Origin of the sequence: Modestobacter sp. VKM Ac-2986, assembly GCF_026967795.1 — a bacterium.
In the GTDB taxonomy this organism is placed as follows: domain Bacteria; phylum Actinomycetota; class Actinomycetes; order Mycobacteriales; family Geodermatophilaceae; genus Modestobacter.
The window spans coordinates 482,091-507,411 of the sequence record NZ_JAPVBH010000003.1; the positions used below are offsets into that span (position 1 = coordinate 482,091).

Consider the following 25,321-nt stretch of genomic DNA (forward strand, 5'->3'; position numbering starts at 1 on the left):
TAGCGTAAGCCGGTGCCCGCCGTCCCGGCCGCACCGGGTCGCGCGGACGTCCCCGCCCCCGTGGGCCCGGTCACTCGTAGGTCTCCGCCGGCGCCTCGACGACCTGCACCGTCACCGCGTCCACGGCCGGCTCCGGGTACCCGACGGCCGGGTCGGTCAGCGGCGGGACGGCGACCCCGACGACCTCCACCCACGTGTCGGGCGCGACGTCGGCCGCGCCGTCGGGCACCGCCACCCGCACGGCCGTGGCGTCGGCGGCGCAGCAGTTGACGACGAACCGGGTGACGTACCAGCCGCCGGCGGCCCGGGGTGACACGAACCCGACCAGCCGCACCCGGCGGCCCTCGAGCCCGGCGGACTGCGAGGCGACCAGGTAGTCGAACAGCCGCACGGTGCGGTGGTCCTCGCCCGGGTCGTCGGGCCCGAGGGCGGTGACCCCGCCCGGCGGGACGGCGACCGGGGCGACCTGCCGGCTCGCCGTGTAGGAGCCCAGCGCCGGTGGCGCGACGACCAGGACGACGGCGACCGGCGCCACCAGCAGCCAGCCCACCGCCGGCCCGGGGTGTCCGTCCCCACGTGACCGGCCGCGCAGCAGCCCGGCGACCGCGAGCACCACTGCCACCACCCCGGCGGCGAGCAGGAACGGCCGGAAGCCGGCCCGCACGTAGTCCAGGTACCGGTCGCTGCCGGCCACGACCAGCACGACCACACCGAGCAGCAGCAGGAGCACGTGCTGGGTCGGGCGGTCCGGGCCGCGGGTCACAGCAGCACCCCGCCGACGGCGGACGCGACGGCCACCGCCACGAGGAAGGTGAGCGGCGCGAACCGCACCGCGAAGCGGCGGCCGAAGGTGCCGGCCTGCAGCGCGATCAGCTTGACGTCGACCGCCGGCCCGACGACGAGGAAGACCAGCCGGGCGGTGAGGGAGAAGGACGTCAGGCCGGCCGCGACGAAGGCGTCGGCCTCCGAGCAGACCGCCAGGACGACGGCCAGCAGCGCGAGCACCAGCACGGCCAGCACCGGGGAGCCGGCGACCTCCTCCAGCCACCGCCGGGGCACCAGGACCCCGAGCGTGGCCGCGGTCGCGCCCCCGACGACGAGGAACCCGCCGGCGTGCACCAGGTCGTGCCGCATGGCCTCGCCGAAGGCGCCCGCCCGGGTCGCCGCCGGGTCCTGGTGCGCCGGCGCGGGCAGCCGGAGCCAGTCCGAGCGGCCCAGCAGCGTCCACAGCCAGCCCATCAGCACCGCCACCAGCAGGGAGGCGACGAAGCGGGCGGCGACCATCGCCGGCTGCCCGGGGAAGGCCACGGCGGTGGCGACCAGGACGACGGGGTTGACCGCCGGCGCGGCCAGCAGGAAGGCCAGCGCGGCGGCCGGGGCGACACCGCGCCGCACCAGGCTGCCGGCCACCGGCACCGACGCGCACTCGCAGCCCGGCAGGACGACGCCGGCCAGCCCTGCCACCGGCACCGCCACCGCGGGGCGCCGGGGCAGCACCCGGGCGAAGAAGGACGGCGGCATCAGGGTGCTGATCGCTGCCGACAGGGCCACCCCCAGCACGAGGAACGGGAACGCCTGGAGGCAGACGGCGATGAACACGGTGCTCCACGCGAGCACGACCGGCGCGTCGAGGAACCCGGGGGCCAGGAAGTGCAACGCCACGGCCAGCGCGACCACCCCGGCCAGCACGTCGGTGCTGCGGACGCCACCGCGTGGGCGGGTGACCTCCGGCTCGAGCAGCTGCCCGGCGATGTGGCCCTCCCCCGGATCGGTGATCACGGTTCCCGTTACCGTGGTGTCGACGCACGATCCCACGCGCCACACCCCAGCAGAAGCGAGGAGCTCGTCCATGGCCGAGTCGAAGACCAACCGCACCGCCACCGCCGGCCGACTGCTGCGCAAGGCCGCCGGGACGGTGGCCACCGGTGTCGTCGGCGTCGCCGTCGTCCGGGCCGCCGAGCGCGGCGAGGGCGGCAGCCTGCCCCGCCGGATCGCCGTCACCGCGACCCGGCTGGGCATCCTGGGCACTCGCCGCGCCGAGACCGCCGTGGAGCGCGCCCGGCTGGCCGCCGGCGACGTCCGGGCGCAGGCCTACGCCGACCTGGGCGAGCAGGCTCCCCCGCCGGCCGACCGGTCCACCGGCGGCCACGACCACAGCCACTGATGACCACCGCGACCAGCACGCCGCCCACGGTCGTCGCCGACGCCGGCGGCCGGGTGCGGATCGCCGTCCCCGCGCTGACCGGCTCGCCGGCGCGCGCGGTGCAGGTCGAGGACGCCCTGGACGGCGTCCCGGGCGTGCTGGCCGCGCAGGCCTTCCCGGGCACCGGGCAGGTCGTGGTGTGGCTGACCCCGGACGCCGACCGGGCCGACGTGCTCGCCGTCGTGGCGGGCGCCGGTGACCTGTCCGCCGACGCGGTGGTCGCCCGCCGGCCCCGGTCGGCCGACGTCGCCAACACCGAGCTGCTGCGGATCGGGATCGGTGGGGCCGCGCTGGCCCTGCTCGGCATCCGGCGCTACGGCTTCGGCCGTCCGCCGGTGCTGTCGGGCCGCAGCCGGCTGGTGGCCAGCGCGCTGACGCTGTTCACCGGCTACCCCTTCGTCAAGGGCGCCTTCGGTGCGCTCGCCGGCAAGCGCACCGCAGGCACTGACGCACTGGTCACCGCCGCGACCTTCGCCTCCCTGCTCCTGCGGGAGAACGTCGTCGCCCTCACCGTGTTGTGGCTGCTCAACATCGGCGAGTGGCTGCAGACGCTGACGCTGCGCCGCACCCGCCGGGCGATCTCGGCCCTGCTGGCCGGCACCGAGACGACCGCCTGGGTGCTCGTGCCCGGCGAGGGTGGTCAGCCCGACGTCGAGCGCCAGGTCGACCTGGCCCAGCTGCGGGTCGGTGACCTCGTGGTCGTGCACGACCAGGCGACCATCGCCGTCGACGGCGTGGTCGTCGACGGCACCGGCGTCGTCGACCAGGCGGCGATCACCGGGGAGCCGCTGCCGGCGTCGGTGGCCGCCGGCGACGAGGTGCACGCCGGTTCGGTGAACCTGCGCGGCCGGCTGGTGGTGCGCGCCTCGGCCACCGGCTCGGACACCGCGATCGGCCGGATCATCGCCCGGGTCGAGCAGGCTCAGGACGACCGGGCGCCGATCCAGACCGTCGGGGAGAACTTCTCCGCCCGCTTCGTGCCGGCCTCCTTCGCCCTGGCCACGCTGACCTGGCTGGTCACCCGGGACGTCCGCCGCGCGATGACGATGCTGCTGGTGGCCTGCCCGTGCGCGGTCGGGCTGTCCACGCCGACCGCGGTGAGCGCGGCCATCGGCAACGGCGCCTCCCGTGGCGTGCTGATCAAGGGCGGCGCGCACCTGGAGGCGGCCGGGCGGATCGACGCCGTGGTGTTCGACAAGACCGGCACGCTCACCCTCGGCCGGCCCGTGGTCACCAACATCGTCTCCTTCTCGCAACGCTGGACGCCGGAGGAGGTGCTCGGCTACGCGGCGAGCTCGGAGGTGCACTCCCGGCACCCGCTGGCCCAGGCGGTGATCCGCTCGACCGAGGAGCGGCACGTCTTCATCCCGCCGCACGAGGAGTGCGAGGTGCTGCTGGGTCTGGGCATGCGGACCCAGGCCGACGGCCGGGTGCTGCTGCTGGGCAGCGAGGCGCTGATGGCCGGCGAGGGCGTCGAGGTCGGCCCCGAGGCGGCGAACTGGCTGACCACGCTGCGGGCGGCCACCGAGACGCCGCTGCTGCTGGCCGTCGACGGTGAGCTCGTCGGGCTGGTCAGCCTGCGCGACGAGATCCGCCCGGAGTCCCGCGAGGTGCTCGACGCGCTGCGGGCCACCGGCGTGCAGCGCATCGTGATGCTGACCGGTGACCACGCGGTCACCGCCGCGGCGGTGGCCGCCGAGCTCGGCATCACCGAGTGGCAGGCCGAGGTGCTGCCCGAGCACAAGCAGGACGCCGTCACCGCCCTGCAGGCGCAGGGGCACACCGTGGCGATGGTCGGCGACGGCACGAACGACGCCCCCGCCCTGGCCGCCGCCGACATCGGCATCGCGATGGGGGTCTCCGGCACCGACGTGGCCGTGGAGACCGCGGACGTGGCACTGGTCGGTGACGACCTGCGGCACCTGCTGGACCTGCGTGAGCTGGGTGGCCGGACGCTGCAGATCGTCCGGCAGAACTACGGCATGTCGATCGCGGTCAACGGCATCGGGCTGCTGGTGGCCGGTGGCGGGGCGCTGTCGCCGGTGCTGGCGGCGGTGCTGCACAACGCCTCCTCGGTGGCGGTGGCCGGCAACTCCGCCCGGCTCGTGCGCTACCGCGGGGTGCGCCGGGACGACCACGCGATCGAGCCCGACGGCCTGATCCCGACGCCCACCGGCCCGGACACGGTCGCCGCCGGGCAGTCCTGACCTGAGGGTGGTCCGGCCCGTGGCACGCGCCGCGGGCCGGACCACCCTCAGCTGGTCCGCTCCTGCAGGTGGACGGCGACCTGCTCACCTGCGGCGGACTTGCCGATGGCCGTGCACAGCGCGGCCCGCAGCGGCAACCAGTGCGGGCCGCTGCCCGAGGGCATCAGCGTGGCCTGGAAGGGGTGCCCGTCCAGGGTCCCGGACACCTTGACCGCGCGACGGGTGCCGAGCAGCTCCGCGGAACCGTCGAGCTCCAGGTAGGTGGGGAAGGCGCCGTCCTTGCGGATCGGGGCGGTGTTGGTGGCGTCCAGCGGTCGTGCGGGCGTCGTCAACGGTCTCTCCTGCGGGTCCGGCGGACGGGCGGTCCCGGTGAGGACCCTGCGGCCGCCGGGAACTCATCGGTCCCCCGGCACCGCGGCCCGGGTCAGCCGGCGGGGACCTCGGCGGCGGACGCGGGGTGGCCGGCGTGCGACAGCGCCTGGCGCAGCAGGGCGCCGACGTGCGGGTCGGCCAGCTGGTAGTAGACGAACGTGCCCTCGCGCCGGTTGGTGACCAGGCCGGCCAGCCGCAGCTTGGACAGGTGCTGGCTGACCGCGGTCGGTGAGGTGCCGGCCAGGTCGGCGAGGCAGGCCACCGACGTCTCGCCCTGCATCAGGGCCCACAGCACGTTGATCCGGGTGGGGTCGGCCAGCATGCGCAGCGCCTCGGCGGCGTGCCGCACGGTGTCACCGGCCGGCATCTCGAAACCGTCGATGCCGGAGTGGACCATGCCGCCAGCGTAGGACACCCGTCGAGTTGCACACCTGCGCATCTGCGCAGGTACGTTCACCCGGTGACCGCCCTCGACACCCGTCCGGCCGCTGCGGAGACCCCCGCGCGGCGCTCGCTGCCCGGCTGGACCGCCGTGCCGGAGGTGCGCTGGGCGGCCGCCGCCCTCGCGTTCTTCCTCGCCGGCGGGCTGGTCCAGCTGCTGGGCGGCCCGACGCCGCTGGCCTGGGCGCTGTACCTGGGCTGCTACGCCGCCGGCGGGTGGGAGCCGGCCTGGGCCGGCCTCACCGCGCTGCGCGCCCGCACGCTGGACGTCGACGTGCTGATGGTGCTGGCCGCGCTCGGCGCGCTGGCGCTCGGGCAGGTGTTCGACGGCGCCCTGCTGATCGTCATCTTCGCCACCTCCGGCGCCCTGGAGACCGTCGCCACCCGACGCACCGCCGCGGCGGTCTCCGGGCTCACCGACCTGGCCCCCGAGCGGGCCACGGTGCTGCGCGGGGACACCGAGCAGCGCGTGCCGGTGGCCGAGCTGGCCGTGGGCGACCTGGTGCTCGTGCGGCCCGGCGAGCAGGTGCCGGCCGACGGCGAGGTGGTCGAGGGCCGCTCCGACGTCGGCCAGGCCTCCATCACCGGCGAGCCGCTGCCGGTGGACAAGGCGCCCGGCGACCCGGTCTGGGCCGGCACGGCCAACGGCACGGGCGTGCTCACCGTCCGGGTCGACCGCCCGGCGCAGGACACCGTGCTCGCCCGGATCGCCGCGCTGGTCGCCGACGCGACCGCGACCAAGGCCCGCACCCAGCTGTTCATCGAGAAGATCGAGCAGCGGTACTCGGTGGGGGTCGTCATCGCGACGATCGCGGTCTTCGTCGTGCCGCTGCTGGCCGGGGCGACCACGGAGAGCGCGCTGCTGCGGGCGATGACGTTCATGATCGTCGCCTCGCCGTGCGCGGTGGTGCTGTCCACCATGCCGCCGATGCTGTCGGCGATCGCCACGGCCGGCCGCAACGGCGTGCTGGTCCGCTCCGCGGTCGTGCTCGAGCAGCTGGGCGGGGTCACGGCCGTCGCGCTGGACAAGACCGGCACGCTCACCGACGGCCGCCCCGCCGTGGTCGCCGTCCGGCCGCTGCCCGGGGTGGACGGCGACGAGCTGCTCGCGCTGGCCGCGGCGGCGGAGGTCCCCAGCGAGCACCCGGTGGGCCGCGCGATCGTGGCCGCCGCCCGGGCGCCGCTGGCCCCGGCCGAGGACTTCCGGGCGGCGGTCGGGTCCGGGGTGACCGCCACCGTCGCCGGCCGCACGGTGACCGTCGCCGCCCCCGGCCCCCAGGACGGCGCGGTCGCCGACCTCGTCGAGGCCGAGCAGGCCGCCGGGCGCACGGCCGTGGTCGTCACCGTCGACGGCCGACCGGCCGGGGTGCTCGCACTGGCCGACCGGGTGCGCCCCGAGGCCGCCGCCGCGGTCGCGTCCCTGCGCGGGCTCACCACCACCGAGCCGCTGCTGCTCACCGGCGACAACCCCGGCGCGGCCCGGGCGCTGGCCACCGAGGCGGGGATGCGGGAGGTGCGGGCGGGCCTGCTGCCGCAGGACAAGGTCGACGCGGTGCGGGAGCTGCAGCGGGCCGGCCACCGGGTCGCTGTCGTGGGCGACGGGGTGAACGACGCCCCGGCGCTGGCCACCGCCGACGTCGGGGTGGCCATGGGCGGCATCGGCTCGGACCTGGCGCTGCGCAGCGCCGACGTGGTCGTCGTCCGCGACGACCTGGCCGCGCTGCCGGCCGTGGTCGCGCTGGCCCGGCGGGCGCACCGACTGGTGGTGCAGAACCTGGTGATCGCCGGGACGGTGATCACCGCGCTGGTGCTCTGGGACCTGCTGGGCACCCTGCCGCTGCCGCTGGGGGTGGCCGGTCACGAGGGGTCGACCATCGTCGTCGCCCTCAACGGCCTGCGGCTGCTGCGCCGGTCGGCCTGGCCGGCGCCCACCGGTCGGGCCTGACCCTCTGCCGTTTTGACAATGATTGTCGTTTCACCGACGATGTCGCCATGCACCCGTCCCGCCCCTCCCGGACCCGCACCGGCGTCCCCACCCTCCTCGCCCTGACCTGCGCCGGGACCGTCCTCCTCGCCGGGTGCTCGGCCGCCGACGGCGCCGAGCCGGCCGCGGCGGGCGGGGACGGCCTCGCCGTGGTGACGTCCTTCTACCCCCTGGAGTGGCTCACCGGGCAGGTGGCCGGCGACCTCGCCACCGTCTCCTCGCTCACCCCGCCCGGCGCCGAACCGCACGACCACGAGCTCACCCCGGCCGACGTCGCCGCGGTCTCCGAGGCCGACCTCGTCGTGTACCTCGACGCACTGCAGCCCGCGGTCGACGCCGCGGTGGAGCAGCAGGGCGGTGACCGCGTGTTCGACGCCGCCGACTCCGCCGACCTCGACCTGGTCTTCGCAGCCGGCGAGGACCACGAGCACGCCGAGGACGAGGAGCACGTCGAGGACGAACACGCCGAGGAGGGCGCGGTCACCGACCCGCACTTCTGGCACGACCCGATGCGGATGGCCGCCGTCGGCGACGCCCTGGCGCAGCGGCTGGGCCGCGCCGACGAGGCGCACGCCGCCACCTACACCGCCAACGCCGCCGCGCTCCGCACGCAGCTGGAGGCGCTGGACGCCGAGTTCCGCACCGGCCTGGCCAGCTGCGCCAGCCGCGACCTGGTCACCAGCCACAGCGCCTTCGGCTACCTGGCCGAGGCCTTCGACCTGCACCAGGTCGGCATCAGCGGACTGGCGCCGGACGAGGAGCCCGCGCCGAGTGCGCTCACCGACGCCACCGCCTTCGTCCGCGAGCACGACGTGTCCACGATCTACTTCGAGACGCTGGTCAGCCCCGCCGTCGCCGAGACCGTCGCCCGGGAGACCGGCGCGCGGACCCGGCAGCTCGACCCGATCGAGGGCCTGACCGACGCCTCGGCCGGCGCGGACTACCTGGCGCTCATGCGCGCCAACCTGGCGAGCCTGCAGGAGGGGCAGCAGTGCTCCTGACCTCCCGGCCCGCCCGCGCCGCCGCTCCCCCGGTCAGCCGGCCCGGGAGCGTGCTCGAGCTGACCGGCGCCGCCTTCGGGTACGGCCGCCGACCGGTGCTCCACGGGGTCGACCTGGTCGTGCACCCCGGCGAGGTGCTCGCGGTGCGCGGCCCCAACGGCGCCGGCAAGTCGACGCTGGTGCGCGGCCTGCTCGGCCTGGCCGAGGTGCTGGCCGGGGAGGTGTGCCTGTTCGGCGAGCCCCGCGGCCGGTTCCGCGACTGGCACCGGGTGGGCTACGTGCCGCAGCGCACCCCGGTGGTCGGCAGCGTCCCGGTGACCGTGCGCGAGCTGGTCTCCACCGGCCGGCTGAGCCGGGTCGGGCCGTGGCGGCGCTTCGGCGAGGCCGACCGGTGCGCCGTCGACTGCGCCCTGGAGGGCGCCGGGCTGGCCGGGTTCGACCGGCGCCCGGTCGCCGAGCTGTCGGGCGGTCAGCAGCGCCGCGCCCTGGTCGCCCGGGCGCTGGCCGGCGACCCGGAGCTGCTCGTGCTCGACGAGCCGACGGCCGGCGTGGACGCCGACAACCAGCGGGTGCTCGCCGCGACCCTGGCCGGGCTGGCGGCGACCGGCACCGCGGTCGTGGTCGTCGTCCACGAGACCGGCCCGCTGACCCCGGTCCTCACCCGCACGGTCACCGTCGGCGGCACCCCGGACGACGACGGGTGCTGAGCTACGGGTTCATGCAGCTGGCGCTGGTTGCTGCCGTGCTGGTCGGGCTGACCGCGCCCACCGTCGGCGTGCACCTCGTGCAGCGCCGCCTGTCGCTGATCGGTGACGGGCTCGGGCACGTGGCGCTGCTGGGCGTGGCCGTCGGCCTGGCGACCAGGACCGCCCCGGTGCTCACCGCGCTGCTGGCCACGGTGGGCGGCGCCGTGGTGCTCGAGCTGCTGCGCAGCCGCCGCTCGGCCGGCACCGACGTCGCCCTGGCGGTCATGTCCTACGGCGGCATCGCCGGCGGGGTCGTGGTCGTCAGCCGGGCCCCGGCGGGCACCCCGGCCAACCTGGACAGCTACCTGTTCGGGGCGCTGACCACCACCACGCGCGGGGACCTGGTCGTGTTCGCCGGCATGGCCGTCGTCGTGCTCGCGGTCACGATCGGGCTGAGCCGGCACCTGTTCGCCGTCGCGCTCGACGAGGAGCACGCCGCGGCCAGCGGGCTGCCGGTGCTGCGGCTGAACCTGCTGCTGGCCGTGGTCACCGCGGGCACGGTGACGCTGTCGATGCGGGTGCTGGGCCTGCTGCTGATCAGCGGCCTGATGGTGCTGCCCGCCGGCTGTGCCCAGCTCGTGGCGTGGAGCTCCCGCTCCAGCCTGGCCGTCGCCGTGCTCGTCGGGGTCGGCGCCTCGGTCGGCGGGACGGTGCTCTCCTTCCACGCCGACACCCCCTCCGGCGCGACGATCGTGCTGGTGACGGTCGGCGTCTTCGTGCTGCTGGCCGCCGGGCGGGCCACGTCCCGCGGGCCGTCCCGGTGGCGCAGGCCCGACGCGGCCGTGGTGCCGGGACCGGCCGGTGCGGAGCCGGTGCGGGCAGGGCTCGGCGTCCCGCGCTGACCGGTGCGACCGCGCCGGTCAGCGGCCGGTGCGCACCAGGCCGGCCGCGACCCCCAGCAGCACCAGCCCGGCCGCCGGCACGCCGACCAGCCAGGGCGCGCGCTCCAGGTAGCCCACCCCGTCGGCGAGGCTGCGGCCCCACTCCGGGGACTCCGGTCCGGCACCGAGCCCGAGGAAGGACAACCCGGCCAGCGCGAGCGCGCTGTGCGGCACCCGGAGCAGCGCGTGCCGGGTCACCGGCGGCAGCACGGCCGGCAGCACGTGCGCGCGCACCAGCCGCCGGCCCGAGGCTCCGTAGGTGCGGGCGGCCAGGTGGAACCCCGAGGCCCGCACCTCCGCGGCCAGGGCGCGGGTGTGCACGGCCAGCGGGATCCAGGCCACCGCGCTCACCGCCAGCACCGCCGCGGACAGGCTCGGGCCGACGACGGCGGTCACCGCGATGGCGACCAGCACCGCCGGCAGCGCGTTGAGCACGTCGGCCAGCCCGGCGCGGCCCCGGCCCAGCAGCCCCACGGCCACGCCGACCACCAGCGCGACGGCGCTGACGCCCAGCGCCAGCCCCACCGACAGCAGCGCCCCGGCGCCGAACCGGGCGAGCACGTCCCGGCCCAGGGCGTCGGCGCCCAGCGGGTGCGCCCGGCCCGGCGCGGCCAGCCGCCCGCCCAGCTCCTGCGCGGCCGGGTCGCGCAGGAGGCCCACCAGGACGACGGCCAGCAGCAGCCCGGCCAGCCCCGCGGCCCAGCGGCCGGTGCGCCGTCCCGGCGGCGGCAGCTCCGGGCTCAGCCCACCCGCCGACGCGGCCGGGCCCAGCAGCCACCGGGAGGCCAGCACGCCGGCACCCCCGACGGCGAGACCGAGGACCACCAGGAGCGCCACCCCGGCCTGCACCACCGGGAGGTCCTGGGCCAGCGCCGCGTCCAGCGCCGTGCCGCCCAGCCCGGGGAGGTCGAAGACGGCCTCGACGACGGCGCCGGCCCCCAGCGTGCCGACCAGCAGCAGGAGCACCTGCGGCACGACCGCGGTCAGTGCCCGCCGGCCCAGCGCGGTCATCACCGTCCGCCGCGGCACCCCGGCGGCCCGCCAGGTGCGCACCCACGCCTCCCCGGCTGCGTCGGCCACCGCCCCGCCCAGCACCCGGGCGAGCAGCCCGCCCGCGGGCAGGGCCAGCGCGAGCACCGGCAGCACCAGGTGCTCGGGGCCGGTGAACCCCGAGGTGGGCAGCAGCCCCCAGCCGACCGCGACGACGGCGACCCCGACGACGGCGACCACGAACTCCGGCAGCGCGGCGAGCGCCGCGGCGACCACCCCGGCGGCCCCGGCTCCCGGCCGGCCCCCGGTGGCGGCGCGGGCGAGCGCGGGCAGGCAGAGGGCGACGGCCAGCAGCAGCGCCACCACCGCGGCTGTGGTGGCCAGCGTGAGCGACACCCCGAGCGCGGGCGGGACGACCTCGGCCACCGGCTGCCCGCTCACCCACGAGGTGCCCAGGTCGCCCCGGACCACGCGGCCCAGCCAGCCGAGGGTGCCCTGCACCGGGTCGGCCGGCAGGTCCAGCCGCTCGCGCACCGCGGCCAGCGTTGCCGGGTCGACGTCCCGCTCGGCCTCGCGCGCCCGCAGGACGGTGCGCGCCGGATCGGCGCCGGACAGCCAGGGCAGCGCCCCGACCAGCAGCGCGGTGCCGGCGACCGCGGCGACGGCGGTGACCAACGGCCGCACGGCCGGCCCCAGCGCGGCAGCTCCGGTCCTCAGCGCCGCCGCCGGGCGGGTCACCCGCCGACCGCGGTCTCGGCGGTGACCAGCCGGCGCTCGAACGGGTCGGTGGCCAGGCCGGTCACCGACGGCGCGTGCCCGGTCCGGCTGCGCTCGTGCAGCACCGGCACGAACGCGGCGGTGCCCAGCACGGTGGCCTCGACGGCCGCGGCCCGCTCCCGGCGCTGGGCCGGGTCGGTCAGCGCGCCGGCGGCGGCGACCGCGTCGTCGACGGCGGGGTCGCAGAGCCGGGCCAGGTTGTAGGTGCCGGCGCAGGTGAGGTCGGTGGCCAGGTAGCCGACCGGGTCGCCGGTGTCGCCCAGGTACAGCCGGCTGCCGAGCACGGCGTCGTAGCTGCCGTCGAGCAGGCCGGGCTCCAGCGCGGCGTACTCCGCGACCACCACCTCGACGGTGAACCCGGCCGCGCGCAGCTGCCCGGCCAGCACCGCGGCGGCCTCGGGCAGCTCCGGACGGTCGGAGTAGGTGGCCAGCCGGACGACCGCCCCCGCCGGGTCGGCCGGGGCCGGCAGCCGCGGCGCGGGCCGGGCCGCCCCGGCCAGGGTGGCGTCGTCGAAGAAGCCCGCGGCCCGGCTCGCCTCGCCCTCGTAGACGCCGTCGACGACCGGCCCGGGGTCGACCGCCCGGGCCGCCGCGGCGCGCACACCGGGGTCGGCGAACGGGCCGTCCGCGGTGTCCAGGAACAGCCCGACCAGCCGCGGCAGCGGGGTGGACAGCACCTCGAGGCCGGTCAGCGAGGGCAGCTGGGCGATGGGCAGGTTGACCGCCACGTCGAGCTCGCCGGCGCGCAGGCCCGCGGTGCGCGCCCCGGGGTCGGCGGTGAACCGGACGTCGACGCCGTCCAGTGCCGGCAGCCCGCCCCAGTACCGGTCGTTGGCCTGCAGGGTGGCCGCGCTGTCCCCCTGCAGCCCGGTGATCGTGAAGGGCCCGGTCGCGGTGCCCACCGGGTCGGGCGCGGCCGGGTCGGCGTAGGCCGCCGGGGACAGCACCACCAGGCCCGGCGAGGCCAGCCGCTGCACCAGCAGCGGGTCGGCCGCAGCGGTCCGCACCTCCACGGTGTCGGCGTCCACGGCCCGGGCGGTGAGCCCCACGCCGCTGATCGCCCGCGGGGCGGGGCTGGCCGCGGCGGCCGCCTCCAGCACGCCCACCACCGCGGCGGCGTCCAGCGGGGCGCCGTCCTGGAACACGACGCCCGGCCGCAGCTCGAGCAGGGCGGTGCGGTCGTCGGGACGGCTCCAGGACCCCGCCAGCTGCGGCACCGGGGCACCGGCGTCGTCCAGGCCCACGAGGGTCTCGGTCACCCCCATCCGGGAGGTGAGCACCGCGTCGTCGGAGAACGGCGACAGGGCGGCCGCGGGCGGGAAGGCCAGCGCCAGCCGCAGCCGCGCGCCGCCGTCCTCCGCTGCCTCGGGCGAGGCGGTGAAGCAGCCGGCGAGCAGCGCGGGCAGCACGAGCACCGCGCCGAGGACGCGGGCAGGAGGGCGGGTCATCGTTCCTCTTCTCGGAGCGGGACGGGGTCTGCGCTGCCGCGGGTCACCGGCGGACCGGGTCCTCGGCGGGCACGGCCGGCGCGGCCGGCGCCGGGGCGGGGCGGCGGTCGATCCGGCGGGTGAGCACCCACAGGCCGACCGCCGACAGCGCCGGCAGCAGCGCCAACACCAGCCAGGGCAGCGCGGCGTCCGGTCGTGGCTCGGTGGCGCGGTCCAGCAGCACGCCGACGCCGGTGCTGCCGACCAGCACCGCCAGCCCGCCGGCGGAGGCCAGGAAGCCGAAGTGCGCGCCCAGCCGGCGCTCCCCGGCCAGCCGCGGCACCAGGTCCTGAGCGAGCGGGACGGCGACCATCTGGCCGGTGTAGAGCAGCAGCACCATGCCGACCGCCGGCGCCAGCGCCCACGGTCCGGGCAGCGGCGGCAGCGGCGCGCAGACGGCCACCAGCGCGAACGAGGCGGCCATCAGCGCGAAACCGAACGGCAGCGCCCGGCGCGGACCGGCCCGCCGGGCCAGCGTGGTGACCCGCAGCTGGAACAGCAGCACCGAGACGGCGGCCAGCACGAACAGCCAGCCCAGCGCCCCCTGTCCCCCGGTGGCCCGGGTGAGTTCGACAGGCAGGGCGAGGTAGAGCTGGTTGTAGCTGAGCAGGTAGGTGCAGTAGCAGGCGGTGAAGGCCAGGAAGGTGCGGTTGCGCAGCACGTGCCCCCAGCCGGCCAGCACGCTCTCGCCCGGGCCGTCGCCGTCCTCGGTGCGCAGGTCGCGCGGGAGCCAGCGCAGGTGGGCCAGCAGGACGGCGCCGAAGACGGCGGCCGACACCCAGCAGGTCACCGCGAAGGGCACCCCGAGCAGCACCGCGCCCAGCACCGGCCCGGTGACCGAGCCCAGCTTGCTGGCGATCGCGTCGAGCCCGAAGACCTCCGCCCGGGTCACCACCCCGGCCGCCTCCAGCTGCCGCCCCTGCGCGGCCAGCGCGGACTCCACGGCCGGGGAGAACAGCGCCGCGGCGAAGCCCACGAGCACGGTGCCGGCGAGCACGCCGGGCAGCGAGGTGGTCAGCGCCAGGACGGCGAACCCGGCGATCCGCACGGTCACGCCCACCAGCACCACCGGCCGGACGCCGAACCGGTCGGCCAGCCCGCCGCCGAGGAAGAACAGCCCCTGCTGGCTGAACGTGCGCACGCCGAGCACGAGCCCGACGACGCCGCCGGCCAGCGCGAGGTCCTCGGTCAGGTGCACGGCCAGGAAGGGCACCACGAGGTAGAAGCCGATGTTGAACGCCAGCTGGGAGGCCAGCAGCAGCCGCGGCACCGGCGGCAGCCGCCGGAACAGCACGGCCGGCTGCCAGCCCCGGACCCCGCTCACGACGCCACCAGCCGGGGTGCGGCCTCGACCAGCGCCCGCGCCGGTGCGCTCCGCGGCGCACCGAGCACCTGCCCGACCGGCCCGGACTCCACCACCCGGCCCGCGGCCAGCACCAGCACGTCGGTGCACAGCGCCGCGACCACGCCCAGGTCGTGCGAGACGACCAGCAGCGCTACCCCCTGGGCCTCCCCGACCTCCTGCAGCAGCTGCACGACCTGCAGCCGGACGGCGGCGTCCAGCGCGCTCACCGGCTCGTCGGCGACCAGCACCTCGGGCCGGGGGGCCAGGGCCCGGGCCAGCGCGATCCGCTGCCGCTGCCCACCGGAGAACTCGTGCGGCAACCGGCCCGCGGCGTCGGCGTCCAGCCCGACGGCGGCCAGCAGCTCGGCGACCCGGGCCGCGTGGTCGCCGGGGACGCGCAGGCAGTGCAGCGGCTCGGCGATCGCGCGGCCGACCCGCATCCGCGGGTCCAGCGACCGGCCGGGGTCCTGCGGCACCAGCTGGACGGCCCGGCGGAACTCCCGCAGCGACCGGGGCCGGCCGGGCACGACCGGGCGCCCGCGGTGGGTGACCCGGCCGGCGTCCGGGCGCTCCAGCCCGAGCAGCAGACGGGTCAGCGTGGACTTGCCCGCGCCGGACTCCCCCACGACCGCGAGCCGCCGGCCCGCGCGCAGCTCCAGGCCGACGCCGTCCAGGGCCGGGGACGCGGTGCGCGGGTACCGGCGGGTGAGCCCGTGCGCGGCCAGCAGCACCTCGCTCACCGGGCACCTCCCGGCAGCGGAGGGCTCAGTGCGACGGTGGCCTCGACCAGCGCGCGGACCACCGGCTGCGGGTCGGCGAGCACCTGCGGCAGCGGCCCGTCGGCGAGCAGCCGCCCCGCACCGAGCACCAGCAGCCGGTCGCAGGTGGTGGCCGCGGCGGCCAGGTCGTGGGTGACGAGCAGCAGCGCCGTGCCGCGGTCCCGGGTGGCCGCGCCCAGGGTGCCGAGCACGCCGGCCTGGACGGTGCCGTCGAGGGCGGACGTCGGCTCGTCGGCCAGCAGCAGCGCCGGGTCGCAGGCCAGCGCCATCGCCAGCGCGGCCCGCTGCCGCTGCCCGCCGGAGAGCTGGACGGGGAACCGGCGGGCCGTGCCGGCCGGCAGCCGCAGCTCGGTCAGCAGCGTCTCGACCCTGGCCGCCGCCGCACGCCGGCCGAGCCCGGCCCGGCGCAGCGGCGCCGCCACCTGCCGGCCCACCCGCACCTGCGGGTTGAGCGAGGTGCCCGGGTCCTGCGGCACCAGCGCGGACACCCGGCCGCGCAGCCCTGCGAGCACCCGCTCGGAGGCACCGACCAGCTCGGTGCCGCCCACCCGCACGCTGCCGGTCACGACGGCGCCGGGCGGCAGCAGCCCGAGCAGGGCCAGCCCGGTCAGGGTCTTCCCGGCCCCGGAGGCACCCACCAGCGCCACCCGCTCCCCGGCCGCCAGCGTGAAGCCGACCCCGCTCACCAGGGCCCGCCCGCCGACGGAGACGGTCAGGTCGCGGACCTCGACCAGGGGTGCGGGGCCCACCGGTGGTGCCGGGTCCGCCAGGGTTGCCGGGCTCACCAGGCGTCGGCGGTGAGCACGGTCAGCACGTCCATGTCGCGCCGTCCGGTGAAGCCGTCCCGGCCGTGCAGCAGCCGGTGGTTGTCCACGACGAGCACCTCGCCGGCGTCCAGCCGGAAGCGGGGGGTCACCTCGGTGACGGTGGCCAGCACGTCGGCCCACAGGTCCAGGCACGCGTCGTGCCCGGCCGCGCCGGGGTCGCGGGGCGCGGGCACCGCGGTCTCGCTGTGCCGGACGACCCGGCGGCCGGAGCGGGTGTGCTCGACGAGCCGGCGCACCAGCGGGGTGCGCGGCACCTCGCGCGGCGGGTCGACCCAGCCGCCGAAGTAGTCGACCTCGACGCCGGTGAGGAAGGCGTGCAGCTCCGGCAGGCCGTCGGCCAGCGCGTCGAGGAGCGCGTAGCCGTCGACGAGGAAGGAGTCCCCGCCCACGGCTGCGGGGTGCACGCAGCGCTGCAGCAGCCCGTCCTCGTGCAGCGAGCGCAGGTCGACCCGGGTGCCGTGGTCGTCGACGACGACGTACGCGCCGTCGCTGTGCAGGGCGAGCAGCTCACCGGCGGTCTGCCGCAGCGGGCGGACGGTGAACAGCTGGCGGAGCCGGTCGCCCCAGACCTGGGCGGCGACGACCGGGAGCGCCTCGGGACCGGGTCCGGGCTCGGCGAGGACCACCGCGCCGTCCCGCGCCAGCAGCGCACCGGCCTCGGCCGCCGACGCCCGCTCGGGCACCACGCCGGTGCCACGGACGAGGTCGGTCAGCTCGGCGCGGACGGCGCCGATGCGCCGGCCGGACGGGGAGCGGTGGGCCACGGGTACCTCCGGGATCAGGTGCCGCGCCGGTCGGCGCGGCGGCGGGGCGGACCCGCGCCGCAGGGCACGCTATTGCAACTGGTTTGCAGCAGAGCGACCGGGTGGTGGCCGGCCGGTGACGGTCCGGGCGGGTCGGGCACCCCCGACCCGGCCGCGGCGGCCGATCGACGGTCGCCTACGGTCATGACAATGATTACCGCTACACCGGACGGTGCGGAGGCCCTGTCCCTCGTCGGGCTCTCCGTGCGACTGGGCGGCGTCCCGGTCCTGCGCGACGTGCACCTCACCGTCGGCGCCACCGAGCGGGTCGCGCTGATCGGTGCCTCGGGGTCGGGGAAGTCGCTCACCGCCGGCGCGGTGCTCGGCGTCCTGCCGGCCGGCGCGGAGCTCTCCGGGCGGGTGCTGGTGGGCGGGGTGGACGTGACCGGCGTGCACCCGGTGCGCCGTCCTGCGGCCGGCCGGGTGGCCACGGTCGGCCAGGATCCCGCCGCGGCGCTCAACCCGCTCGTCCCCGTGGGCGCCCAGCTCGCCCTGCCGCTGCGGCACCGCGGGCTGCGGGGCCGGGAGCTGGACCGGGAGCGCGCCGGGCTGCTCGCCTCGGTCGGCCTCACCGACGCCCGGGTGCTGCACAGCGCCCCCGGCGAGCTGTCCGGCGGTCAGCGGCAGCGGGTGTGCATCGCGATGGCGCTGGCCTCGCGGGCCGGGCTGCTGGTCGCCGACGAGCCCACGACCGCTCTCGACCTGGTCACCCAGGCGCAGGTCGTCACCGTCCTGCGGGAGGGCACCCGGGGCAGCGGGCTGCTGTTCATCACCCACGACCTGTCGGTGGCCGCCGCGCTCTGCGACCGCGCGGTGGTGCTGCACCACGGCGCCGTCGTCGAGGACGCCCCGGTCGCCCGGCTGCTGTCCGCACCGCAGCACGAGCAGACCGCCGCACTGGTCGCCGCCGCCCGCGCCGGCACGCTCCCGGTCGGGGCGCCCGCGTGAGCGCGCCGGTGACGCTGGTCGCGACCGGCCTGGAGCGCCGGTACCCGCTCCCCCGGCACCGGCCGTGGCAGCAGCGGGAGGCCGTCCCGGCGCTGCGCGGGGTCGACCTGCACGTCGCCCCCGGCGAGCGGGTGGGCCTGGTCGGCACCTCGGGGTCGGGCAAGTCCACGCTGCTGCGCTGCCTGCTCGGGCTCGAGTCCCCCGACGCCGGCACCGTGACCGTCGCCGGCCGACCGGTCCGGCCGGGCACCACCGCCTCGCTGCGCTGGTACCGCCGGCTGGTCCAGTACGTCCCGCAGGACCCGGCGGGGTCGCTGGACCCGCGGGCCACCGTCCGCGAGCTGGTCACCGTCCCGCTGCGCGCCCTGCAGGTGCCCGGCGACCACGAGGCGGCGGTGTCCACCGCGCTGGCGCGGGTCGGTCTCGACCCGGAACTGGCCGGCCGCCGTCCCGGCGAGCTGTCCGGCGGGCAGGCCCAGCGGGTCGCCCTGGCCCGCGCCCTGGCCCCAGGGCCGGCGCTGCTGCTGGCCGACGAGCCGGTCAGCGGGCTGGACCTGCCGGTGCGCGACCAGGTGGTCGCCGTGCTCACCGAGCTGTCCACCACCCAGGGCCTGGGCCTGCTGCTGGTCTCCCACGACCTGGCCGTCGTGGCCCGGCTCTGCGACCGCACCGTCGTCCTCGGCGACGGGCTGGTCGTGGAGGACCGGCCCACGACCGAGCTGCTCACCCGGCCCCGGCACCCGCTGACGCGGGAGCTGGTCGCCGCCGTCCCCACGCTCCCCGCCTGACCGACCGCACGTCCCCCACGGAGAACAGGACCATGTCCCCCACCCGCACCACCCGCGCCCTCGTGGCCGGCACCGCCGTCGTCCTGCTCACCTCCGGCTGCTTCGGCGGCTCGACGAACAGCACCGCCACCGGCAGCACCGCTGCCGGGGACGGCAGCCGGGTCTCGCTGGCCATGCTGCAGCCGCCCCGCTCCGGGCTGAACCCGCTGACCGACGACGCCTTCAAGCTCTCCCGCTGGAGCACCGCCGAGACCCTGGTCGTGCTGGACGCCGACGGCATCGCCCAGCCGGCGCTGGCCACCGCGTGGACCCAGACCGACGACCTCACCTGGCGCTTCACCGTCCGCGAGGGCGTGCAGTTCCACGACGGGACCGCGCTGACCGCCGAGCAGGCCGCGGCCGCGCTGACGGCCGCGACCCAGGCGTCGCCGAAGCCGCGCATCCTGGACGGGGTCGAGCTGACCGCGGTCGCCGAGGGCACCGACGTCGTCGTCACCACCGCGGTGCCCGACCCGCTGGTGCCGCAGCGGCTGTCCAGCCCGCAGCTGGCGGTGCTCGCCGCGGCCGCCTACGGCGCCGACGGCCGGGTCGACCCGGTCGGCCACGGCACCGGCCCGTTCGAGCTGGTCGCCGTCGACGGCACCTCCGGCGCCACCCTGGACCGCTTCGACGGGTACTGGGGCGACCGCGCGGCCGCCGCCGGCATCGACGTGGCCTTCGTGCCCGACGGCACCGCGCGGGCTGCGGCGCTGCGCACCGGCACCGCCGACGTCGTCGAGGCGGTGCCGGTCTCCCAGGCCGGGCTGATCGAGCCGGAGCTGGTGCACGAGGTCCCCATGCCGCGCACCAACACCCTGTACCTGAACACGGGGTCCGGCCCGTTCGCCGACCCGGCGGTGCGGGCCGCCGCCGCGGCCGCGGTGCAGCGGGCGACCATCGTGGAGACCGTCTACGAGGGCCGCGCCGACATCGCCGAGGGTCTGCTGGGCCCCGCGCTCCCCTGGGCCGCCGGTCTGCGCGACGCCGCGCCGGCACCGGCGGCGTCCCCGGTGCCGGCCGGCACGACGATCACGCTGGGCACCTTCACCGACCGGGCCGAGCTGCCCGAGGTCGCCGTCCTGCTCGAGCAGCAGCTCGAGGCGGCCGGCTTCACCGTCGAGCAGGACGTGCGGGAGTACGCCTTCATCGAGGCCGACGCCCTGGCCGGTGCCTTCGACGCCTTCATCCTGTCCCGCGCCACGGTGCTGGACTCCGGTGACCCGGTGGCCTACCTGTTCAGCGACTTCGCCTGCGAGGGGTCGTTCAACATCGCCCAGCTCTGCGACCCGGCCGTGGACGCCGCGCTGGAGAAGGCCGCCGCGGCGACGCCCGGACCGGAGCGCCAGCAGGCGGTCATCGCCGCGGAGCGCGCTGTCCTGGACTCCGGCGCCGCGGTGCCGATGCTGCACGAGCGCGTCATCCAGGGTGAGGCGGCCGGGGTCTCCGGCGCCGTCCGCGACCCGCGGGAGCGGGCGCTGATCACCACCGGCACCACCGTCGACGAGGGCTGACCCGGTGCGGCGTCGAGGACGGGTGACCGCGCTGTCCCGGCTGGCCACCGTCCTCGGCGTCGTGGCGCTGATCGGGGTGCTGCCGTGGCTGTCCGGGCGCAGCCCCGAGCTGTCGGTGCTGCGGGCGCGCTCGGCCGAGCAGGAGGCCACCCCGGAGGCGCTCGCGGCCGTCCGCGCCGAGCTGGGCCTGGACGCCGGCCCGCTCGGGCTGCTCGGGCACTGGGTGTCCGGGCTGTTCCGGGGCGACCTGGGCACCTCGTGGATCTCCGGCGGACCGGTCGGCCCCGGGCTGGTCGAGGCGCTCGGGGTGTCGGTGACCCTGATGACGTGCGCCCTGGTCGTCGCGCTGGTCACCGCGACGCTGCTGTGTCTGCCGGTGCTGCGCCGGGTGGGCCGCGGCCGGCCCGGGCGCACCGGCGGGGTGGCCGGTGCGGCGCTGACCGCGCTGCCGGAGTTCCTGCTGGCCTCGGTGCTGCTGCTGGTCGGCGCGGTCTGGCTGGGCTGGTTCGCCCCCTACGGGTGGACCGGCCCGGCCTCGGCGGTGCTGCCGGCGCTGGCGATGGGCCTGCCGGCGGGCGGGCTGATCGGCCGGCTGGTCGCCGACGGGCTCGCCGTCACCGCCACCGAGCGGTGGGTGACCACCTGGCAGGTGGCGGGCGCCTCCACCGGGCAGGTCGCCCGCGCCCTGGTCCGCCGCACGCTGCCGGCGCTGACCACCCAGGTGGCGCTGGTGCTCGTCGGCCTGACCGGTGGCGCCGTCGCCGTCGAGCAGGTGTTCGCGATCCCGGGTCTGGGCCGGGCGGTGCTGGGTGCGGCGGAGTCGCAGGACCTGCCCACCCTGCAGGCCGGGATGCTGCTCCTGCTGGGGGTGTCCGCGGTCTTCGGCGGGCTCGCGGCGCTGACCCGGGCGCTGCTGCTGGGCCGGGCGCTGCGCACCGGCAGCGTGCCGGTGCCCGCCCCGGTGTCCACCACCCGCCGGCGCGACTGGCTGCTGCCGGGTGCCATGGCGGCGCTGCTGCTGGCCGTCGTGGCCGCCGGGCTCGGCCGCGACCCGCTCACCTCCGCGCACCCCCGGCTGGCCACCCCCAGCCTCGCGCTGCCCTTCGGCGCCGACGCCAGCGGACGCGACCTGCTGGCCCGGGTGGCGCACGGCGCGGTGCAGACGGTCGGGACGGCGGCGCTCGTCGTGGTGGCGACCCTGGTCGTCGGCGTCCTCGTCGGGCTGCTGTCGCGCGCGTCGGTCGGGCCGGTGGAGGTCGCCAACGCCGCACCCCCGGTGATCGTCGGCGTGCTGGTGGCCGCGGCGCTGGGCACCTCGCAGGCCGGTGCCGCGCTGGCCGTGGCGCTGGTGTCCTGGGCGCCCATCGCGGCGTACGTGGCCGCCGCGTCGGAGGAGGTCCGTCGCCAGCGCCACGTCACCGTACTGCCGGTGCTCGGCTTGGGTCCGGCCGCGGTCACCTGGCGGTACGTCGTCCCGGCCGTGCTGCCCGCCGCCGCCCGCAACGCGGTGCTGCGGCTGCCGGGCATCGCCCTGGCCCTGGCGGCGCTGGGCTTCCTGGGCCTGGGGCCGACCCCGCCGCAGCCGGAGTGGGGTCTGCTGCTGGCCGAGGGCATGCCCTACGTCGAGCGGGCGCCGTGGGCGGTGCTGGCCCCGACCGGCGCGCTGGTGTTGACCGCAGTGCTGGCGGTGTCACTGTCCGGCTTGAGCTGGCGCCGCGCTCCACGGCCGGCACCGGTCACCGAGCACCCGCTCCCCGTCGGCTGAGCCCGACGGCCGCCCCCGAGGGCGGAAGTGGCCACTTTCGCCCTCGGGGACCGCACCGGGGTGGCGGCAGCCGCGCGGACGTCGTCCCGCAGCCGCTCAGCGCTTGGCGGCCCGGGCGTCGCGGCGGCGCTCGGCACGGTTGCGCCGGTCGGGCTGACCGGGGACCGCCGGGGTGGCCGGCGTGGTCGCGGGGGCGGCACTGCAGCCGCGCGGGGAACAGCAGTCGGACACGGGTCTCTCCTCGGGTACGGGGCTCCGGGGTGGGCGGGCCCACCCCGGAGCGGGCTCAGCGGCCCTTCGACGGGTACGGGAGCAGGGCCATCTCGCGGGCGTTCTTGATCGCGGTGGTCACCTGCCGGTGCTGCTGCGGGGTCAGCCCGGTCACGCGGCGGGCGCGGATCTTGCCGCGGTCGGAGAGGAACGTGCGCAGCTGCGTCACGTCCTTCCAGTCGACCGGACCCTCGAGCTTGCGCTTCCTGCGGGGGCGCGGCGGGCGCGGTGCGGGGGTCACCAGCTGGACTTCCGGATGCCCGGCAGCTCACCGGCATGGGCCATCTCCCGGAAGCGCACCCGGGACAGCCCGAACTTGCGCAGGTGCCCGCGGGGCCGGCCGTCGGAGACGTCCCGGTTGCGCAGCCTGGTCGGACTGGAGTCGCGCGGCAGCCGCTGCAGCGCGGTCTGCGCCGCGGCACGGTCCTCGGGGCTCGCGGCGGTGCGGACGGTCTCCTTGAGCTGCGCCCGCCGCTCGGCGTGCCGGGCGACGACCTCCCGGCGCTGCAGGTCCTTGGCGATCATGGACTTCTTCGCCATCTCAGCGCTCCTCGCGGAAGTCGACGTGGGCGCGGATGCGCGGGTCGTACTTCGTGAGCACGAGCCGGTCGGGGTCGTTGCGGCGGTTCTTCCGGGTGACGTACGTGTAGCCGGTGCCGGCGGTCGACGTGAGCTCGATGACCGGGCGGATGTCCGTGCCGCGGGCCATCAGGCGTTCCCCCGCCCGGCGCCGAGCCGGCGGCGCGCGTCGGGGTCGGTGGCGCGGATGCGGGCGACGACGGCCTCGATGCCCTGGACGTCGACGGTCTTGATGCCCTTGGCCGAGACGGTGAGTCGGATCCACCGGTTCTCGCTGGCCAGGAAGAAGCGCTTGGACTGCAGGTTGGGGTCGAACCGGCGGTTGGTGCGCCGGTGGGAGTGGCTGACGGCCTTGCCGAAGCCCGGCTTGCGGCCGGTGACCTCGCAGTAGGTGGCCATGGGTGCGCCTCCAGGGGTCGGGAGCGGGGAGCACGCCGAACAGTAGATGACGATGATTGTCAGTTGCAGTTAGGGTGTCGGCATGACCTCCCGCCGCACCCCCCTGGTGCTCGTCGCCGGCCTGGACCGGGACCTCACCGCGCAGGCCGCCACCCCGCTGCTCGACCAGCCTGGCACCGTCGTCGTCCACCACGACGTCCGCGGCCTGGGCGAGGGCGTCGTGGTGCGCACGACCCGCGAGCAGCAGGCCGCCGGCGTCGTCACCTCCACCGCCGCGATCGAGCTCGCCCACGGCTGCCTGTCCTGCACGCTCCGGCTGGACCTGCTCCCGCTGCTGCGCACCCTGGCCCGCCGGGACGACGTCAGCCGGATCGTGCTCCAGCTGGACCCCGTCCTGGAGCCCGAGCACCTGTGCTGGGCCTTCGAGGAGGTCGGCCTGGACGACGACGCCGAGGAGCCGGAGACCGCCGGTGACTGGGTGGAGGTGGCCGGCGTGCTCGCCGTCCTCGACGCGGCCAGCTGGCTCGACGCCGCGACCGGCGAGTAGACGATGGCCGACCACGGCCTGGCCGCGACCGCCGGTGACGAGCGGACGCTGGCCCAGGTCGCCGTGGGCCAGCTCACCGCCGCCGACGCGGTCCTGCTCGCCGGGGAGCCCGACGACACCTGGGCCGCCGTCCGGCTGACCGCCGTCCTCGACCGGCTGGCGCCCGGCGCACCGCGGGCCCGGCTGGACGCCACGCACCCCGACGAGCTGCTCACCGCCCTGCCGGCCACCGCCAGGCGTGGCCGGATGCCCACCCCGCACGACGCGCTGCTGGCCGGTCAGCCGCCGCTGGACGCCGTGGCCGACGTCCAGCTGGTGCGCTTCTCCGCGACCAGGCCGTTCTCCCCCGAACGGTTGCACGAGGCTGTCGACGTCCTGCTCAGCGGCGTGGTCACCAGCCGCGGCCGGTTGTGGCTGGCCAGCCAGCCCGACCGGGCCATCTGGCTGGAGTCCGCCGGTGGTGGCCTGCGGATCGGGGACGCGGGCCCGTGGCTGGCCACCCTGGGCGACGACGCGGAGCTGTGGAGCCAGGTCGACCCCGAGCGCGCCGCCGCCGCCGCGTTGCGCTGGGACCCGGTGCACGGCGACCGGGACGTCGAGCTGGTCGTGCTCACCCACCGCCAGCCGGCCGGGCTGATCACCGCCGCGCTCACCGACGCCCTGCTCACCGACGACGAGCTGGCCGCCGGCGAGGACGCCTGGCGCGCGCTGCCCGACCCGTTCGGCGCCTGGCACGAGGACCCCTGCGAGGCGAGCAGCCCCGCGGACGAGTTCGACCTGCACACCAGCACCACCGACCGAGAGGACCGATCCCGATGAGAGCCGGCATCCACCCCGAGTACCGCACCGTGGTGTTCCGCGACACCTCCAGCGGTGCCACCTACCGCACCCGCTCCACCATCCGCACCGAGCAGACCATCGAGCTGGACGGCGAGACGCTGCCGGTGGTCAACGTGGAGATCAGCGCGGCGTCGCACCCGTTCTGGACCGGCAACCAGCGCGTGCTGGACACCGCCGGCCGGGTCGAGCGCTTCAACCAGCGCTACGGCGCCCGGACGCGGGGCTGACGACATGGCAGTCCCGAAGCGGAAGACGTCGCGGTCCAACACCCGCTCCCGCCGTTCGCAGTGGAAGGCGACGCCGACGCCACTGGTGCCGGTGACCGTCGACGGCGTCGTGCGGATGGTGCCGCAGAAGCTGCGCAAGGCAGCCGAGCGGGGCCTGCTGCCGTGACCGCGGCCGGCGCCGACCCGGGCGGGCCGCTGGTGGCGCTGTGCACCGGCCACCGCTGCGCCGCACTGCACCGGCTGGCCGGCACCGATGCCCTCGGCGACCTGGCGGCCGCGGTGCGGGGCACCCGCGGGGCGGTGCTGGTGACCACCGACTGCGTCGACGCCTGCGATCGGGGCTCGGTGGCCGGCCTGGCCCGGCGCACCCCGGTCACCGGCGAGGCCGGCCCGGCCGTGTGGCTGGCGGAGGTGCAGACGCCGGAGCGCACCCGTGCCCTCGTGGACTGGGTGACCGCCGGCGGCCCGCTGCCGGACTGCCTGCGCACGGCACTCACCGCCCTCGCCGCACCCCATCGCTGACCCTGGGGAGGGGCGAAAGTGGCCACTTTCGCCCCTCCCCAGG

General features: G+C 77.3%; 30 protein-coding genes. 15 read left to right on the forward strand and 15 right to left on the reverse strand.

Annotation, left to right across the window (positions count from 1 at the left end):
* Positions 1 to 70 precede the first annotated feature (70 nt).
* Both O2W14_RS10185 and O2W14_RS10190 read right to left on the reverse strand, forming a co-directional pair.
* Positions 71 to 763: a TIGR03943 family putative permease subunit gene (locus O2W14_RS10185; protein ID WP_269175972.1), complete on the reverse strand. Its 693-nt coding sequence runs from the start codon at positions 761 to 763 to the stop codon at positions 71 to 73.
* Complete coding sequence (locus O2W14_RS10190) at positions 760 to 1,779, reverse strand: permease (RefSeq protein WP_269175973.1); 1,020 nt, start codon at positions 1,777 to 1,779, stop codon at positions 760 to 762. Before O2W14_RS10190 ends, O2W14_RS10185 begins: the two co-directional genes overlap by 4 nt.
* Positions 1,780 to 1,849: 70 nt before the next feature.
* Between O2W14_RS10190 and O2W14_RS10195 the strand changes: the two genes are divergently transcribed.
* Both O2W14_RS10195 and O2W14_RS10200 read left to right on the forward strand, forming a co-directional pair.
* Entirely contained in the window at positions 1,850 to 2,164 is a 315-nt protein-coding gene (locus O2W14_RS10195) for a DUF1490 family protein (RefSeq protein ID WP_269175974.1), read from the forward strand.
* Positions 2,164 to 4,410: a heavy metal translocating P-type ATPase gene (locus O2W14_RS10200; RefSeq protein WP_269175975.1), complete on the forward strand. Its 2,247-nt coding sequence runs from the start codon at positions 2,164 to 2,166 to the stop codon at positions 4,408 to 4,410. The genes O2W14_RS10195 and O2W14_RS10200 overlap by 1 nt, the downstream gene beginning before the upstream one ends.
* A 47-nt stretch (positions 4,411 to 4,457) precedes the next feature.
* Here O2W14_RS10200 and O2W14_RS10205 read toward each other — a convergent pair whose 3' ends face one another.
* Both O2W14_RS10205 and O2W14_RS10210 read right to left on the reverse strand, forming a co-directional pair.
* Positions 4,458 to 4,742 carry a DUF1905 domain-containing protein gene (locus O2W14_RS10205; protein ID WP_269175976.1) on the reverse strand — a complete coding sequence of 95 codons (285 nt, stop codon included), beginning with the start codon at positions 4,740 to 4,742 and terminating at the stop codon, positions 4,458 to 4,460.
* A 92-nt stretch (positions 4,743 to 4,834) separates the two neighbouring features.
* Positions 4,835 to 5,179 (reverse strand): ArsR/SmtB family transcription factor, encoded by a 345-nt coding sequence (locus O2W14_RS10210; protein WP_269175977.1) that lies wholly within the window; start codon positions 5,177 to 5,179, stop codon positions 4,835 to 4,837.
* 63 nt (positions 5,180 to 5,242) lie between these two features.
* Between O2W14_RS10210 and O2W14_RS10215 the strand changes: the two genes are divergently transcribed.
* From O2W14_RS10215 to O2W14_RS10230, 4 genes are read left to right on the forward strand one after another with little or no spacing between them, the layout of a single operon-like run.
* Positions 5,243 to 7,168 (forward strand): heavy metal translocating P-type ATPase, encoded by a 1,926-nt coding sequence (locus O2W14_RS10215; RefSeq protein WP_269175978.1) that lies wholly within the window; start codon positions 5,243 to 5,245, stop codon positions 7,166 to 7,168.
* A gap of 47 nt (positions 7,169 to 7,215) precedes the next feature.
* Positions 7,216 to 8,208: a metal ABC transporter substrate-binding protein gene (locus tag O2W14_RS10220; protein WP_269175979.1), complete on the forward strand. Its 993-nt coding sequence runs from the start codon at positions 7,216 to 7,218 to the stop codon at positions 8,206 to 8,208.
* Entirely contained in the window at positions 8,199 to 8,915 is a 717-nt protein-coding gene (locus O2W14_RS10225) for a metal ABC transporter ATP-binding protein (RefSeq protein ID WP_269175980.1), read from the forward strand. Before O2W14_RS10220 ends, O2W14_RS10225 begins: the two co-directional genes overlap by 10 nt.
* Positions 8,909 to 9,796, forward strand: coding sequence for a metal ABC transporter permease (locus O2W14_RS10230; RefSeq protein ID WP_269175981.1), 888 nt, complete (start codon positions 8,909 to 8,911; stop codon positions 9,794 to 9,796). Before O2W14_RS10225 ends, O2W14_RS10230 begins: the two co-directional genes overlap by 7 nt.
* Positions 9,797 to 9,814: 18 nt before the next feature.
* Here O2W14_RS10230 and O2W14_RS10235 read toward each other — a convergent pair whose 3' ends face one another.
* The 6 genes from O2W14_RS10235 to O2W14_RS10260 are packed head-to-tail and all read right to left on the reverse strand — an operon-like array spanning position 9,815 to position 16,804.
* Complete coding sequence (locus O2W14_RS10235; protein ID WP_269175982.1) at positions 9,815 to 11,563, reverse strand: ABC transporter permease subunit; 1,749 nt, start codon at positions 11,561 to 11,563, stop codon at positions 9,815 to 9,817.
* Positions 11,560 to 13,050 (reverse strand): ABC transporter substrate-binding protein, encoded by a 1,491-nt coding sequence (locus O2W14_RS10240; RefSeq protein WP_269175983.1) that lies wholly within the window; start codon positions 13,048 to 13,050, stop codon positions 11,560 to 11,562. Before O2W14_RS10240 ends, O2W14_RS10235 begins: the two co-directional genes overlap by 4 nt.
* Before the next feature lie 43 nt (positions 13,051 to 13,093).
* Entirely contained in the window at positions 13,094 to 14,413 is a 1,320-nt protein-coding gene (locus tag O2W14_RS10245) for an MFS transporter (protein WP_269175984.1), read from the reverse strand.
* On the reverse strand, positions 14,410 to 15,174 hold the full coding sequence (locus O2W14_RS10250; RefSeq protein WP_269175985.1) for an ABC transporter ATP-binding protein: 765 nt from the start codon (positions 15,172 to 15,174) through the stop codon (positions 14,410 to 14,412). The genes O2W14_RS10245 and O2W14_RS10250 overlap by 4 nt, the downstream gene beginning before the upstream one ends.
* On the reverse strand, positions 15,171 to 15,962 hold the full coding sequence (locus tag O2W14_RS10255) for an ATP-binding cassette domain-containing protein (protein ID WP_269175986.1): 792 nt from the start codon (positions 15,960 to 15,962) through the stop codon (positions 15,171 to 15,173). Before O2W14_RS10255 ends, O2W14_RS10250 begins: the two co-directional genes overlap by 4 nt.
* A gap of 32 nt (positions 15,963 to 15,994) precedes the next feature.
* The gene (locus O2W14_RS10260; protein ID WP_269175987.1) at positions 15,995 to 16,804 is read right to left on the reverse strand and encodes a TauD/TfdA family dioxygenase; all 810 of its coding nucleotides are present in this window, start codon (positions 16,802 to 16,804) and stop codon (positions 15,995 to 15,997) included.
* Positions 16,805 to 16,993: 189 nt separating this feature from the next.
* Here O2W14_RS10260 and O2W14_RS10265 point away from each other — a divergent pair, with 189 nt between their 5' ends.
* Genes O2W14_RS10265 through O2W14_RS10280 form a run of 4 tightly spaced genes read left to right on the forward strand, consistent with a single transcriptional unit; the run spans position 16,994 to position 21,894 of the window.
* Positions 16,994 to 17,791, forward strand: coding sequence for an ATP-binding cassette domain-containing protein (locus O2W14_RS10265; RefSeq protein WP_269175988.1), 798 nt, complete (start codon positions 16,994 to 16,996; stop codon positions 17,789 to 17,791).
* A complete protein-coding gene (locus tag O2W14_RS10270) occupies positions 17,788 to 18,579 on the forward strand; it encodes an ABC transporter ATP-binding protein (RefSeq protein ID WP_269175989.1) in 792 nt (263 codons plus the stop codon). Before O2W14_RS10265 ends, O2W14_RS10270 begins: the two co-directional genes overlap by 4 nt.
* 32 nt (positions 18,580 to 18,611) lie before the next feature.
* On the forward strand, positions 18,612 to 20,129 hold the full coding sequence (locus O2W14_RS10275; protein WP_269175990.1) for an ABC transporter substrate-binding protein: 1,518 nt from the start codon (positions 18,612 to 18,614) through the stop codon (positions 20,127 to 20,129).
* Between the two features lie 22 nt (positions 20,130 to 20,151).
* Positions 20,152 to 21,894 carry an ABC transporter permease subunit gene (locus O2W14_RS10280; RefSeq protein ID WP_269175991.1) on the forward strand — a complete coding sequence of 581 codons (1,743 nt, stop codon included), beginning with the start codon at positions 20,152 to 20,154 and terminating at the stop codon, positions 21,892 to 21,894.
* A 96-nt stretch (positions 21,895 to 21,990) separates the two neighbouring features.
* Here O2W14_RS10280 and O2W14_RS10285 read toward each other — a convergent pair whose 3' ends face one another.
* The 5 genes from O2W14_RS10285 to rpmB are packed head-to-tail and all read right to left on the reverse strand — an operon-like array spanning position 21,991 to position 23,142.
* Complete coding sequence (locus O2W14_RS10285) at positions 21,991 to 22,125, reverse strand: hypothetical protein (protein ID WP_269175992.1); 135 nt, start codon at positions 22,123 to 22,125, stop codon at positions 21,991 to 21,993.
* 55 nt (positions 22,126 to 22,180) lie between these two features.
* Positions 22,181 to 22,405 carry a 30S ribosomal protein S18 gene (rpsR, locus tag O2W14_RS10290; RefSeq protein ID WP_269175993.1) on the reverse strand — a complete coding sequence of 75 codons (225 nt, stop codon included), beginning with the start codon at positions 22,403 to 22,405 and terminating at the stop codon, positions 22,181 to 22,183.
* Entirely contained in the window at positions 22,402 to 22,704 is a 303-nt protein-coding gene (rpsN, locus tag O2W14_RS10295) for a 30S ribosomal protein S14 (protein WP_269175994.1), read from the reverse strand. The genes rpsR and rpsN overlap by 4 nt, the downstream gene beginning before the upstream one ends.
* Before the next feature lies 1 nt (position 22,705).
* Positions 22,706 to 22,873: a 50S ribosomal protein L33 gene (rpmG, locus tag O2W14_RS10300; protein WP_269175995.1), complete on the reverse strand. Its 168-nt coding sequence runs from the start codon at positions 22,871 to 22,873 to the stop codon at positions 22,706 to 22,708.
* Entirely contained in the window at positions 22,873 to 23,142 is a 270-nt protein-coding gene (rpmB, locus tag O2W14_RS10305) for a 50S ribosomal protein L28 (protein ID WP_269175996.1), read from the reverse strand. Before rpmB ends, rpmG begins: the two co-directional genes overlap by 1 nt.
* A gap of 82 nt (positions 23,143 to 23,224) precedes the next feature.
* Between rpmB and O2W14_RS10310 the strand changes: the two genes are divergently transcribed.
* From O2W14_RS10310 to O2W14_RS10330, 5 genes are read left to right on the forward strand one after another with little or no spacing between them, the layout of a single operon-like run.
* Entirely contained in the window at positions 23,225 to 23,689 is a 465-nt protein-coding gene (locus tag O2W14_RS10310; protein ID WP_269175997.1) for a GTP-binding protein, read from the forward strand.
* A 3-nt stretch (positions 23,690 to 23,692) separates the two neighbouring features.
* Positions 23,693 to 24,508 (forward strand): GTP-binding protein, encoded by an 816-nt coding sequence (locus tag O2W14_RS10315; protein ID WP_269175998.1) that lies wholly within the window; start codon positions 23,693 to 23,695, stop codon positions 24,506 to 24,508.
* Positions 24,505 to 24,756: a type B 50S ribosomal protein L31 gene (locus O2W14_RS10320; RefSeq protein WP_269175999.1), complete on the forward strand. Its 252-nt coding sequence runs from the start codon at positions 24,505 to 24,507 to the stop codon at positions 24,754 to 24,756. The genes O2W14_RS10315 and O2W14_RS10320 overlap by 4 nt, the downstream gene beginning before the upstream one ends.
* A 4-nt stretch (positions 24,757 to 24,760) precedes the next feature.
* On the forward strand, positions 24,761 to 24,922 hold the full coding sequence (rpmF, locus tag O2W14_RS10325; RefSeq protein ID WP_269176000.1) for a 50S ribosomal protein L32: 162 nt from the start codon (positions 24,761 to 24,763) through the stop codon (positions 24,920 to 24,922).
* Entirely contained in the window at positions 24,919 to 25,278 is a 360-nt protein-coding gene (locus tag O2W14_RS10330; RefSeq protein WP_269176001.1) for a hypothetical protein, read from the forward strand. The genes rpmF and O2W14_RS10330 overlap by 4 nt, the downstream gene beginning before the upstream one ends.
* The last annotated feature ends 43 nt before the right edge of the window (positions 25,279 to 25,321 follow it).

What these genes read in the sequence shown, in the direction of transcription:
- O2W14_RS10320 (WP_269175999.1), top strand. Translation starts at nt 24,505, where the DNA reads ATGAGAGCCGGCATCCACCCCGAGTACCGCACCGTGGTGTTCCGCGAC.
- O2W14_RS10195 (WP_269175974.1), top strand. Translation starts at nt 1,850, where the DNA reads ATGGCCGAGTCGAAGACCAACCGCACCGCCACCGCCGGCCGACTGCTG.
- rpsN (WP_269175994.1), bottom strand. Translation starts at nt 22,704, where the DNA reads ATGGCGAAGAAGTCCATGATCGCCAAGGACCTGCAGCGCCGGGAGGTC.
- O2W14_RS10220 (WP_269175979.1), top strand. Translation starts at nt 7,216, where the DNA reads ATGCACCCGTCCCGCCCCTCCCGGACCCGCACCGGCGTCCCCACCCTC.
- O2W14_RS10275 (WP_269175990.1), top strand. Translation starts at nt 18,612, where the DNA reads ATGTCCCCCACCCGCACCACCCGCGCCCTCGTGGCCGGCACCGCCGTC.
- O2W14_RS10210 (WP_269175977.1), bottom strand. Translation starts at nt 5,179, where the DNA reads ATGGTCCACTCCGGCATCGACGGTTTCGAGATGCCGGCCGGTGACACC.
- rpmG (WP_269175995.1), bottom strand. Translation starts at nt 22,873, where the DNA reads ATGGCCCGCGGCACGGACATCCGCCCGGTCATCGAGCTCACGTCGACC.
- O2W14_RS10265 (WP_269175988.1), top strand. Translation starts at nt 16,994, where the DNA reads ATGATTACCGCTACACCGGACGGTGCGGAGGCCCTGTCCCTCGTCGGG.
- O2W14_RS10240 (WP_269175983.1), bottom strand. Translation starts at nt 13,050, where the DNA reads ATGACCCGCCCTCCTGCCCGCGTCCTCGGCGCGGTGCTCGTGCTGCCC.
- O2W14_RS10315 (WP_269175998.1), top strand. Translation starts at nt 23,693, where the DNA reads ATGGCCGACCACGGCCTGGCCGCGACCGCCGGTGACGAGCGGACGCTG.
- rpmB (WP_269175996.1), bottom strand. Translation starts at nt 23,142, where the DNA reads ATGGCCACCTACTGCGAGGTCACCGGCCGCAAGCCGGGCTTCGGCAAG.
- O2W14_RS10200 (WP_269175975.1), top strand. Translation starts at nt 2,164, where the DNA reads ATGACCACCGCGACCAGCACGCCGCCCACGGTCGTCGCCGACGCCGGC.
- rpmF (WP_269176000.1), top strand. Translation starts at nt 24,761, where the DNA reads ATGGCAGTCCCGAAGCGGAAGACGTCGCGGTCCAACACCCGCTCCCGC.
- O2W14_RS10310 (WP_269175997.1), top strand. Translation starts at nt 23,225, where the DNA reads ATGACCTCCCGCCGCACCCCCCTGGTGCTCGTCGCCGGCCTGGACCGG.